3 protein-coding genes and 1 pseudogene are annotated in these 12,696 nt (G+C 52.8%); all 4 read right to left on the reverse strand.

Annotated features, from left to right (window positions below):
• Positions 1-189 precede the first annotated feature (189 nt).
• The 4 genes and pseudogenes from HBH25_RS14165 to HBH25_RS14180 all read right to left on the reverse strand — a co-directional run bounded on the left by HBH25_RS14165 (position 190) and on the right by HBH25_RS14180 (position 12,568).
• Positions 190-7,221 carry a Tc toxin subunit A-related protein gene (locus HBH25_RS14165; RefSeq protein ID WP_168084565.1) on the reverse strand — a complete coding sequence of 2,344 codons (7,032 nt, stop codon included), beginning with the start codon at positions 7,219-7,221 and terminating at the stop codon, positions 190-192.
• 182 nt (positions 7,222-7,403) lie between these two features.
• The gene (locus tag HBH25_RS14170; RefSeq protein WP_168084566.1) at positions 7,404-9,602 is read right to left on the reverse strand and encodes a polysaccharide lyase family 8 super-sandwich domain-containing protein; all 2,199 of its coding nucleotides are present in this window, start codon (positions 9,600-9,602) and stop codon (positions 7,404-7,406) included.
• Positions 9,603-9,953: 351 nt separating this feature from the next.
• Positions 9,954-10,323 (reverse strand): annotated as a pseudogene (locus HBH25_RS23355) (6TM ABC transporter family protein); the annotation flags it as partial.
• 58 nt (positions 10,324-10,381) lie between these two features.
• Positions 10,382-12,568: a polysaccharide lyase family 8 super-sandwich domain-containing protein gene (locus tag HBH25_RS14180; RefSeq protein WP_168084567.1), complete on the reverse strand. Its 2,187-nt coding sequence runs from the start codon at positions 12,566-12,568 to the stop codon at positions 10,382-10,384.
• Positions 12,569-12,696: the final 128 nt, after the last annotated feature.

Genomic DNA, 12,696 nt, shown 5'->3' on the forward strand with positions numbered 1-12,696 from the left:
CTACTCAACCAATTGTAAGAAAATCTTGCGTATCCGTAAGGTGTGGGAAATCTCGTCGCTTGGCTGTGAACCCTCACGAGCACTGGCTTTCAGGGTTTGCAGTCAAGGAAAGGCCGGGGGGGCGGAAAATTTCATAAAAAAGCGCGCCGCAGGGGCGCGCTTATTCCTTGGCAGAACGAATCAAACTACCTATTTCATTTCTTTCAACAACTTTTTGACATGCTGAGTAAAGCTATCACTTCCCGCCTTGGCCGTGTACACCATATTGATGGAGATGTCTTCGATGATTGTTGGATCTTTGAGCAAGGCCTCGTCACCCAGAATGTCCAAGGTCCATTCCGAAATGGCGCCTGTGCCCTCGAACGGCAGGTAGCGGCCATCGTGGAACATAAGCTCGTAGACCCAAGTGCCTGGCTCATACCCCAGCCCGTCTTCGGCAATTGCCGAAGAGAGTGCGATCTGTTGCCTCATGCTTGGATTGCGCAGTACCAGTTGCGGATCCTGACCCGCTTTGGCGATCAAGGTTTTATCATTTGAACCTAAGCCACTACTGGCTTTTGGTTCAGGGTAGAGCGAGCTGGCCGCGTCGTCTTTGTCCTCCAGCAACAGAGTACTTCCCGTCTGAACAAGCGTAGCACTGAGTTCGCTTATTGATTCCTTGCCTTTAAGCGAGATCGTGACGGACACATATTTGAGTTGGCGCAGGTATTGGCCAGGGAAGTTGCGGTCGAAATGGGAAGCCTTGAACGCGAATTTCAAGGATAGGGGGTCGACGCGTTTATCGTCTCGCTTGAGCAGCTGTTCCCACTCGGAGGTGCCGAATAGTTTTTTGAGGCTGAATGTCTTCCTGTTGGTCAGCCGACGCTCATTCTTCAGCAAGTACTCGTTTTCCATCTGTTGCAAATCAACGAGCAAAGACTCACCTATTAGCATGCCCTTGTAGTTCTCACTCCAGACCGTGGTGTCGAAAAAGCTCCCGCGTCGATAGTCACCGATCTCCTGTCGCCAGGCCTCTTCCAGCGTGGCGCATAACGACCGGACGGCATCGTAGGCCACACCGTAAATCTGCCCTTGGCGCACCACCATCCAGTTGTAAATCGGAATGATGGTGAATCCAGTGGTCATGGATATGTAGGCCTCCTGGAGGTTCTGCCGATCCTGTTGCTGTTGAGCCAGGCCAAGCTTGGTTGCTGCGAGCTCGCCCTTGGCTTCGACAAGCTCTTGGTCCAGGATCTTCAGATCCCATTCGACTTGGTTTTTGTCAAATGCCCAACCTACTGCACGTCGTTCATAGCCCGCTTGGGTTGCCAACTCGTTGGACACGAGGCCCAGGGCATCTGCTATTGTTTTCAGCCCTATCGAGGTTGCTCTTAAGGGGGCAAATGGATCGTTGCCGCCAACAGCCATTCCGTAAATCGTCGGTAAGGCCGCTTCACCTGCCGCAGCCACCGACTCGAAAGGTACCGACATTACCTTGGATGCGTTTGATATCCACGTCATTGAGGTGGCGGCCTCCTCCATGGGCGAGCGACCTACGTCAATGAGACGATTGAGATGATCCTTGTGTGCGCTGGCCTTGGCATGATTGAGTTGCAATATCGTAATCTTGGCCCGAGCGTTATCGACCAGTTCTTTCTGTAGGCGAATGGCGAAGTCCGCTATCTTGATGTCGTGCTCCTTGAGCTGGACAGACAAAGTGGTATTGAACTCGTCTTCCATCAGCTTCATGTAATGCCGCCCAAAGTCCGACAACTGTTGAGCCGCTGCCTTGGCCAAGGGGAGCAGCTGGCGGAACCGATAGTGTGGAAGCGCCACTTGCCCACTACGATAGGGCCTGGGTGCATTGCTGATACCCCCTCTCGCAGGCATGAACGCGTCCAACCGCTCAGTATTCCAGTCAAGAGGCGGCAACGTTTTCCCGTCGAGCGTCAGCCCATGTCGCAGATTGTAAAGGCGGCTTTCCAACGTAGCTTGCAAGCTACGTACGCGTGGGTTGACTGGCTTGCGGAAATCATTGCTGTCCAGCTTATCCAAGGCAACGGAAGCCCACCGCGAGGTGGTATCACTTTCGGGCAGGGGGCCTAGCACCTTCAGGGCTTGTTGATAACACAGCCAGGCCTGATTCAACGAGCTGAGTGTGAGTTGGCGATAATGATGATCGCCTTGCTGTTGCCAGTTTTCCAGCAGCGAGAGGTAAACCGCTTGTTGGTAGTGTCGCGAAAGCACAAACACCCGGCTAATGAGGTCGACGCCAAGGCGCAGCACCGAGCGCAAGGTGCCAACGTGTGCGAGCGGTCGTGTGCACCACGGTGCAGGGCGGCCATGTTCATCCGCCTCGTGACGGTAAGGATTGAACAGGTAAGACAGGTACCAGTCTTCCGCCTCCTCGAACTGTCCCTGTTCCGTCAAGCGCATGGCGACCATCGCTGGCAGGTGGAGGAACAGTTCACGTAGGTAGAGCGCGTTGGCACCGTGGAGATCCATCTCGACCGTGGCCTTGGGGTCGTCCAGGCTCGGCTCAGGCAGCAGTTGCGTTTCCCAATCCAGTACCTTGGCTACACTTTGGGTAGCCCGAGCGACCAAGTTCTTACCGAACATGGTATTAAGCCGGATTTTGCTAACCTGCAACGGTGGATTAATTTTATCGGCTGTGCCTAGATCGAGATATTGTGCTTGGGCATCATTCGTGACAATGGAAATATTCCAGTATTCATCTTTGGCGTATTGCTTCACTGCAACTGTATAAGTGTTTTTGTAAACTAATTTACCATAATTAATATAGGTCAACGTGATTTTAATTTCTTTCTTCAAGCTATAAGGCACTGTCACCTTTGTTTGGAGGCTTTCGACGTACATGCCTTGATGGACTGAGGCCGAGTGTAGAACACCATCGGCACTTTCGACGCTGATGGTTAATTTGCTCTCCCGCCCGGTCTGGCCAGGCATGTTGCCGCTTTGGTTGTATTGAGCGATAGCGACAAGCGACGATTCTGCATCCGTACTGGGGTGCAGGTCCAGGGTAAATACAGGCTGCTTGGGTTTTTTATACCATTCCAGACTGTATTCCCATTGTTCCTCCTCGTTTATTAAAGAGCACTCAATGATTACCGGCTTGCCATCATAAGGGTGTTGAACGGCGTGCTGATCCTTATAACTGGCGAGTAAGGATTTGACCAGTTCTCCCTCAATGTCGCTAGTCGATTGCGAGCGCAAAAGTAATAGGTCGCGGGCTTCAAGATAGTAGTCAGCATCCTTGACAAGGCCCGTTCCCGAGGATTTATTGCTGTCATACATCAATGCGACCAGCCAGGGGTCATTTCTACGAACGCCCTCTTGGTTGACAATGACGATCAAACCAGGCTTGTAATCCTCCGATTTGACAAAATTGTTAGGATTCTTAGAATCATTAGTGTTGTGCCACACGCCATCCCTGTCATAGCCATCAAGGCTTAGAAGTTCATTCGCTGTGCTCCAAGCGCCATCACTTTGCTGAAACGCGTAATTCATCGAAAACTTGCGCTTGCCCGCCATCGTTTTATTAGCGTTTTTACCATCGGGTAGGTCCGTAGTGCCGCGCTCCACCCAGAACACATAGCGACGCCCAGCAATGACCACTGGGCGTATGACGTCATGGTGCGAATTTTGCGCAATGGGGTCGGTGGTAGCCAAACTGATTTTTTCCCATTCGCTCCATGCCAGGGGATTAATCCGCTCCTGCTCATCACGCATGCTGATGTCGAACGTACGCCAGTAATACTCATACGGGGTGGTGTTGGTCTTTGCGATAAAATGGTACATACCTGATTTCGGATCATGGCTGTCCAGGTAACCGCTGATTACTTGAAGATTACTGACACGCTCGAACTTCGTCAGGTAGCCACAGATTGCTGTGTGCAACAGGTCGGTGTCCATCTTGCCTTGGTTAAGCTCCACCTCCAGCTCTTGGAATGCCACACTTTTCCTTGGTCGATTGGCATAGTGGATGAGATTGGCTGGATGGTTGTACTCATCCATCAAGCGTTTCCAGGTGTTGTACTGCCCCAGCACGCTGTGCCATTCCTTTTGTGATTGCGCTGAAGGCGCAGTGGCATATCCCGGTTCGAGGTGAGCGAGCAAGCGGAAAAGGTAATGCTGCAGACTCCCAATGGCTTGATTGAGAAGCGTCGTGTTGACTTGGCTGCCGATGGCGATATCGCACAGGCAATAGCTTGATAGGTCATCGAAGGAGGTAACGCTGGCGACTGCGTCGGGTTGCGGTGGTGCCCAGTGGGCAATCAGATAACCCGCCAGGGCATCGCGCCAGCATTCGCGAACTCGCGTGTCGACGGTTTCACTCGAGGACGCGTTCAGCGTGGCCAGAAAAAGCTGGCTCGTTCCTTCATACGCTAAATAGGCAGAGGTTTCGTTCAGGGCTCTGAAATTCAGCAGCGAAGTGCACGCCAATCCTGTTTTTTCCGAGAATTCCTTCAGGCGCAGAACGAGGTCGATATCGCTGACGGTGGAGGGCACGCTAGCCGCACTAACAGACCGATGAACCGTCTGCGGTTTATCAGCCAAAGCTTCAAACGCAATGGGGAAGTACCCGCGCTTTACCTTTTCGTTTTCATCGGCCTGCACGCCTTTCCAGTGTTCGATCCACACGGCTGGCTGATAAGCCTGCTTATATTGCTTTGCCGTGACCAACAGTGGCCCCGGGTGCCGCTCCATGAATGCCCTCAATTTGTCAACAAGTAGCTGTAGCGCCTTGTCCTTGTAGGTATAGGCGCCGGTATATCGCACGACGAAGAATCGAAAGAAGTCCTCGATCTTGTGATTTTCGAATGCCACACGATCTTCCTGAGTCACTTCCTTCAAAAAATCATCGAACGTAGGCCTGGCATCTGTGACCACTGTGTCCATGCTGACATGCGGACAAGCCTCCAGTACTTCATCCTCGCTCCAGCCGATCAGAGCGTTCAACGCCTTGGCGGCAGCCCTAAGCTCGGCGCTGTCGGTGCTGAGGCGATGTGGACCATAGTCGGCCAGATAGGTGATCGCATCCTTTTCGTCCTTCCCGTTGCCCCGGCAAACCTGAATCCAATCGCGCAGGCGGCTGAATTGATAACAGAGATCCAGGCTGAGGGCTTGGTTTGAATCCTGTTCGAGGTCGAACACATCAGGGCTGTCATTGAGCGCCTGGATCATTCCCGAGCTCAAGCGCAGCAGGAGGCTGAGGGCGCAGCAGCGAATGAGGCCAAGCCAGCACCGCGTCGCGGCCAGGCATTCCTTGGATGATGCAATGGACGAGGGATCCGTGACTGTGATGGCCGCTTTCAGGACCGTCGCAAGGTCGCTGCCGGACCAGCTCACCAGTGCTGGGACATGTTCTGTGCTGAGCCCGATACCGTTCTGCGGGGTACCGAACATAGCCGTCAATATCGTTGCCACTTGCTCTTGTTGCGCCGAGAAATTGCCGGGTTCTTTTTCCGAAACAGGAGCGGCATCGTTGGCCCCTAGCGAGACCTTCTCCTTGAGTACGTTTTCGATCGAACCGCGATGTTCGCGGATGACGGCCAACAGCGTGCTGTCCAGTGCTACCTGGCCGGTGGGTATCGGTGACAGCGCTTCCAGCAACCGGCTCGGCGACACCTCTTGCCGGCGCAGCCATTGGTCAAGATTGCTCAGCGCGACCAACGTATCGAGGGTGTCGCTGCTATCTGCGTCGCTGATCACAGGTGTGCCGGCCAAATGCGACCAGACATCGGCCCCCGTCGTACCCAGCAGCGCAATAAGCGCCTTGCCTTCCTGAGGCGAGCGCTTGAACAGGCGATGCATGCGGCTGAGCCGATACAGCGAGGACAGCAGTTTCAACGACAGCGTAAGCCCTTTCACCCCTAGTGCTTGCTTTGCTTTGTCCAGGTAGAACAGGGTCGTCGGTTCGTCAGTGCCCAGCACCTTGGCCAGCGTCGGTACGACCTGGAATTGACCCTTGGCTTGGTCGGTCGGATCAAACGCCCGGTCATCGATCGCCAGGGGCTCGGGCGCGTCGAGCCCACTTGCGCTTAGGCCGTCCAGTATACGGTCCAGCATTGGAACTTGTTCGCCGATCCCGAACGGATTCACCTCGCACATGAGTGCGGCGAACTGTTCCGCCTTGATCTCATACGCTTCGTTCAGGTAGCGGAATACACCGATTGCACGCAAGGTGGCAGGTGTGAGGTGCCAATTGCCGACCTGGCCTTCGGCGCGCAGGATCGACATCAGCAGCAGGTCCACCTCAGCGAAAGGCAAGCCGAGGGCTCGTTGTAGGTGGATTATCTGGTACATCCGCGATAGGCAGTCGTAGTCGAGGTCGCCGAACTGTGCTTTGACGCCGGTATTCGTGTTGGCGTCCTTGATGGTCAAGGGTTTTTTGCGCCTGGCATTGATGTAAGTCGCGCCGTAGTGGTATTTATCGATTTCGGGCTGGCTGGCTGGGCGGTACGCCTTGGACATATGCACAAGGCTGTAGCCGGCATCGGCGTTGTCATCGATACCGGCTACGGCCAGCATTTCGAGGATCTGCTCGAAGCGCAGGCCCGTACGGCGCCCGTATGTTTCGACATCTAGCAGCGAGGCGATCGCCTTCTTGGGCTCGACCTCCGCCATGCCATACCACTTGCGCCAGTCATCGCCCGTATTGCGCAGCGGGGTTTCATCCAGTAGCAGGGTTTGCAGTGCGGGGCTAAAGCCACTGGCGTTACGCATGTCCTGACGCAGTTCGTCGGTGCGCAGGCGCTTGTAGCAGAAGCTGGGATAGCGCTCTCCGGTTTTTTGCAACAGTTCCAAATGGGGAATTTGCCAATGCTTGAGCACGGCCTGGGTCTGCTCATGGGCACGGTGAAAAGGCAGGCAAGCGTGTTGCCCTGCACTTGCCATCGCCTCAGGCAGGTAAACTGATTCACCGGCACGTTCCTGTGCATGGCGGGCGAGGGTTCGAATGGCCAAGGTCAGTGCGCTGACAGGTTGTTCAAGGCGCTGGGGGTCAAGCACCAGTTCGACGATGTCTGGCCGCCTCGCCGCCAGCGTAATACGGTTGCCAGACTTGCTGGTCCCCTCCAACTCTAGGGCTTTGTAGTACAAGGCATGCAAGTAGGCAATCGGCCCGGTATTGGACTCGGGCGCGTCGGGGCGGCAAGGGTTGGCCAGTTGCTCAGGGAACAGCTTAGCGTACGTATAGGCAGTGGCGGTTTGTTCGGGCATGGTGTCGTACTCTTACGGTTATATAGATGGGTCGATAAACACGGTATGGAGCACATTGCAGGCAGACAAGGAAGTTCACGTGTAGGTTGTTGAGCACGCAGGGGTGGAGCGTCGTTTGATGCTTGAGATTTGGTGTTTTAATAAAATATCGCCTGGCGTCGGGCAGTTGAAATAAAGTAATCCTAGTTCGGCCAAAATAAGCTTACGGTAGCACTTTCACCTTGTTTTTCGCCTGCGGGAAAGTGCGCGGTAAGTGTTTGTTCTTTGCCGTGCCATGTTGCGTTGATGGTAATGTTTTCTAGTTTATGAGTAGGGTCGGAAATAGTGATTTCCCATCGCGATGGTTGGGTTTTGTAAATAATTATAAAAATGCATGGTGATGAGAATTCAAAACTGGGGCCATTAGATATGAATAATGTTCTGGGAGCGTCAAAAATTGATCCAGCTACAGTGCCAGCATGTCGGTGTACGGGGCTCCCAGACTCGACTCCGAGTTTAAAGGTTAATCCGATGATTTGCCATTCACGAGTGTTTTCGTGACCGTCAAGGCTAAAGTGTTGCATTTGTGAATGTCTACTAATTCGCCAAAAGTATGTTTCCGATCCCGGTTTGTGTTCGGTATAGATCGTGAGTATCTTCGCTTTTTGCATGCGGTTAGGCGCGGAGGTATTGATCGTTCTCCAGTTTTCTTGCCGTTCCTCGATAGTGATAGTGATCGTTGGCAGATTATAGTTTCCAAAATCATATAGAAAACCGTCGTGAATGATAGATTCGGTTTGCTCAAACGTCGAAATACCTGTGCTGATTTTTTGTTCCGTGCCTCCTGCGCACTTTATGATGACCTCGTCTTTGAACAGGCATTGATTGACGGTGGTATATACGGGGTGCGTAGCCTTTTCAAGGCTTCCAGCATGGCCAAGGCAGTAAACGGAGCCTTGGTGGACAATGATCGTCTTTCGGGTGTCTTGCAGATTGCCTTTTGTCAGCTGAAGTGCAGTAATTCCGCAGTCAACTGTGTAGCTTCTATTCACGAGGAATGTCGAAGTTCCCAGTACACCTGCAAAATCATGGCTGCCCCAAGCGTTTTTGCCCCACTCCAGCAGTGGGAAAGAAAAGTCAGGATCATGTTCGGCAGTGAGGCCGGGTAATCGCTGCCAGTCCAAGAGAGGTTGAATATTACGGTATTCGTGCCCCCCGGCGACAAGGAAGTAAGTGCCGCAACCCAGGTAAAAGCCTTTAAGATTCTCGCCATTTCCGGTTTCAGTACCCACCGTGCGGGTGGAAACAACTTTGTTGAAAAAGGCAAATCCTTCAAATTTTGCAGTCAGGCTGTCGTTGAGCCAATGCGCGTTAATTCGATTGCATGGGAGATCCTCAATGCTGACTTCAATTGCGTCAAAACTTTCGAGGTTTCCGTAACCCTTCTGTTGCCGGCGCTTCATGTACCAGATCAGCCATTGCGGCGTGCCAGGGCGCTCTGCTTGAGGTCTGCTAATGCCTCGTCCCAGCGTGTGTGGGTCATACTGGCCGTTGTGATAAGCGCCCAGTAAACCCTTTTCAATGAATATATAAACGTGCTCAATGCATTCGCTGGAGAGTGCGTAGGCGCCTGTCAGCAGTGCACTGTATTTGAAAAAAACATCTAGGAAAACCACCCCATAGCCACCGGTGTACAGCTGTGAGTAAACGGTATCGCCTTGTACGGGGTTATGCTGGCTAAAGGAGCCATCCACACGTATACCTTCGCCCAGCTCAGGGCCATTGAGCGTGACCGGGCGGTAGAGTTTGGACAGCGCAACCGAAGCGTCGTGAGCTTTTTTCAGGTAGTTTACGTTTGAACTGACTTTCCAACCCCCGAATGCCCACATCAACTGGTTATCAGCTAAATCGGCAAGATTGGCGCCGGTCATGTGCCGGGTACCGGAAGTGATATTGGAAACCTTTTCAAGGTAGTCGACAGTTTCGATCGGCACGTCGTTTGACCCTGCTGCTGCCAGTACCACCAGTGCGTGGCCAGCTCGCTTGGCCAGGCCTATCTCTCGCTGCCACCAGTTCGTGGTCTGAACGTCGCATTGGGTGTACCACACCAGCGCCTTGGCAGCAGCAGCGCGATACCCGGCCTTTTGTTTTTCTTCTGCACCCTTGATAGCGAAACTTGCCAACCTCAGTACCCTGTGCAGGTGATCCTCCCATGGCCCCACGTCGGCCACCGCGGTTTGCGAGGGATAAGCGATGTCGGTGAACGAGCCGTTGCTGGAGGCCTTGGCCAGCCACGCGTTCGCGTCGGCGGTCGATGGCACCACGGCCACCAAGGCCTGTAAGCGTTCGAAAACAGCAGCGGCATCATTCTTGATCGCTTGTTCATCTTTCGAGTTGGTCATGGCCCACTCCGTTCGCTTCACGGGGCCAAGTCGCCGGTCGCTGACCCGTTCTGGAGATAGATTCAGCCAAACCGGCGGTATTGAACAACTGGTAAAAATGTCAGGTATGCCGGATGACGGTCCGCTTGTAGAAGATCGCTTTTATATATGCCGAAAGTGGTGCGATTAAAGCTTTGAAAGCCGTACTCGAAGATGATCACCTCTCCAAGGGCGTTGGGTAGTGGTTTACCCAGGCAGATACAGCGTTTGGTGATGAGTCTTTGCGCAGTGGAATCAAACTTTCAATATAATTGAATGGCGAGGGCGCGAGAGACGCTACGCAGTTAGTGCTAAGCATTTTGGAGGAAGGTATAACAGTTTAGTGTCGTCCAAGCCTTGAATGCTTTCTACCCGCCTGGCATTGCGCAAGGAGGGCTCACGCAAGTTGGCATTGGCCCGCCGGGCCAGGCGGCGTTGGCAGGGACGCCGGGGATCACCATGGCCAGCAGCGCGAACAGAGGAATGGTTACCAGCGCCCCGCCGATCAGCTAGAACACCACCGCGAACAGAAAGAAGAAGGCACATCGGCCAAGGCTGTGACGGTGCTGGAGATAATCAGGTTGCGGATCTGCTCCAGCTCGCGCAGTTGTGAAATGAACGAGCCGATGGAGCGTGGCCGAACCGAGTTACGCAGGCGCAGGGCATGGCCGTACACCAGGTCCGAGATGCGCAGGTCCGCGCGCCCAGCAGGTCTGTAATAGTGTTTGGTTTCAGGCGGTTGAATTAAGTAATCCTGCTATCTATAGCGGCGAACTTACGACAACACCTTTACCTCGCTTTTCGCCTTCAGGGAAATGCGCAGTGAGTGTTTTTTCGATGCCGGATCCTGTGACATAGATGGTAAGGCTTTCTAATTTTTGAGTAGGGTCGGAAACAACAATTATAATTTTTTTTGGGTAAGATAGGGTATCTTGAATCATCATGAAAATGCATGGCGATGAGAATTTTAAAGTGGGCCAGTCAGGTATTCTCAATATTTCGAAAGAATAAAAAATTGATCCGGCTACGACGTCTTTGGGTTCAGGTGTAAAGTCATAGGTTAATCTGATTATTTGCTTTCTATGATTGCTTTCGAGATAACTTAAGGAATGGCTTGGTGCGTCTAATATTGAGCTAATTCGCCAAAAATATTCTTCCGACCCCAGCTTGTGCTCGGTGTGGATCGTAAGTATCTTCGCATTTTTCTCACAGTCAGATACGGAGGTATTGATCGTTCTCCAGTTTTCTTTTCGTTCTTCGATAGCGATAGTGATCGTTGGCAGATTATCGTTTCGAAAGTCATATGTAAGGCCATCATGAAAAATACATTCGGTTTCCTCAAATTTTGAAATACCTGTGCTGATTTTATGCATCTTGCCTTTCGCTATTATAGTGACCTCATCCACGAAAAGGCATTGATTGACAGTGGTGTATACAGGGTGCGTAGTCTTTCGAAGGTTTCCAGCATGGCCAAGGCAGCAAACGGAGCCTTGGTGGACAATAATCGTCTTTCGGGTATCTTGCAGATTGCCTTTTGTTAATTGAAGCGTAGAAACTCCACAGCTAACTTTGTGCCGCCTATAGAAGTCCTTTTTATCGAGGACCGTCCGAGTTTCCAGTACACCTGCAAAATCATGACTGCCCCAAGCGTTTTTGCCCCACTCCAGCAGTGGGAAAGAAAAGTTAGGATCATATTCGGCAGTGAGGCCGGGTAATCGCTGCCAGTCCAAGAGAGGTTGGATGTTATGGTATTCGTGCCCTTCGGCGACAAGGAAGTAAGTGCCGCAACCCAGGTAATAGCCTTTCAGGTTCTCGCCATTTCCGGTTTCAGTACCCACTGTGCGGGTAGAAACAACTTTGTTGAAAAAGGCAAATCCTTCAAATTTTGCAGTCAGGCTGTCGTTGAGCCAATACGCGTTAATTTGATCGAACAAGAGACCCTCGATTCTGACTTTACTTTCTTTAAAACCTTCGAGGCCTCCAGTATTTATAAGATACTGGTGCTCCTTGCACCAGATCAACCATTGCGGCGTGTTAAATCGCTCTGCTTGAGGTCTGCTAATGCCTCGTCCCAGCGAGTGAGGGTCATATCGGCCCTTGTAATAAGCGCCCGCTAAACCTTTTTTAACGAATTCAAAAACGTGTGTATTGCACTCTCTGGCGAGTGCGTAGGCGCCTCTGAGCAGTGCACTGTATTTGAAAAAAACATCTAGAAAAACCACCCCATAGCCACCGGTGTACAGCTGTGAGTAAACGGTATCGCCTTGTACGGGGTTATGCTGGCTGAAGGAGCCATCCACACGTATACCTTCGCCCTGCTCAGGACCATTGAGCGTGACGGGGCGGTAGAGTTTGGACAGCGCAACCGAAGCGTCGTGAGCTTTTTTCAGGTAGTTTACGTTTGAACTGACTTTCCAACCCCCGAATGCCCACATCAACTGGTTATCAGCTAAATCGGCAAGATTGGCGCCGGTCATGTGCCGGGTACCGGGATTGATATTGGACACCTTTTCGAGGTAGTGGACAGTTTCGACTGGCACGTCGTTTGACCCTGCTGCCGCCAGTACCACCAGCGCGTGCCCAGCTCGCTTAGCCAGGCCTATCTCTCGCTGCCACCAGTTCTTGGTCTGAACATCGCACTGGGTGTACCACACCAGCGCCTTGGCAGCAGCAGCGCGATACCCGGCCTTTTGTTTTTCTTCTGCACCCTTGATGGCGAAACTTGCCAACCCCCTCACTCTGTCCAAATGATTCTCCCATGGCCCCACATCGGCCACCGGAGTTTGCGAGGGATAAGCGATGTCGGTGAACGAACCGTCGCTGGAGACCTTAGCCAGCCACGCGCTCGCGTCGGCGGTCGATGGCACGTCGACCAGCATGGCCTGTAAGCGTTCGAAAACAGCAGCGGCATCCTTTTTGAGCGCCTGTTCATCTGGCGAGTTAGTCATGGCCCACTCCGTTCGCTGTACGGGGCCAAGGCGCCTGTCGCTGACCCGTTCTGGAGATAGATTCAGCCAAATCGGCGGTATTGAACAACTGGTAAAAATGTCAGGTATGCCGGATGACGGTCCGCTTG

Source organism: Pseudomonas quercus, assembly GCF_012033695.1.
GTDB classification, from domain to species: domain Bacteria; phylum Pseudomonadota; class Gammaproteobacteria; order Pseudomonadales; family Pseudomonadaceae; genus Aquipseudomonas; species Aquipseudomonas quercus.

What these genes read in the sequence shown, in the direction of transcription:
- HBH25_RS14165 (WP_168084565.1), bottom strand. Translation starts at nt 7,221, where the DNA reads ATGCCCGAACAAACCGCCACTGCCTATACGTACGCTAAGCTGTTCCCT.
- HBH25_RS14170 (WP_168084566.1), bottom strand. Translation starts at nt 9,602, where the DNA reads ATGACCAACTCGAAAGATGAACAAGCGATCAAGAATGATGCCGCTGCT.
- HBH25_RS14180 (WP_168084567.1), bottom strand. Translation starts at nt 12,568, where the DNA reads ATGACTAACTCGCCAGATGAACAGGCGCTCAAAAAGGATGCCGCTGCT.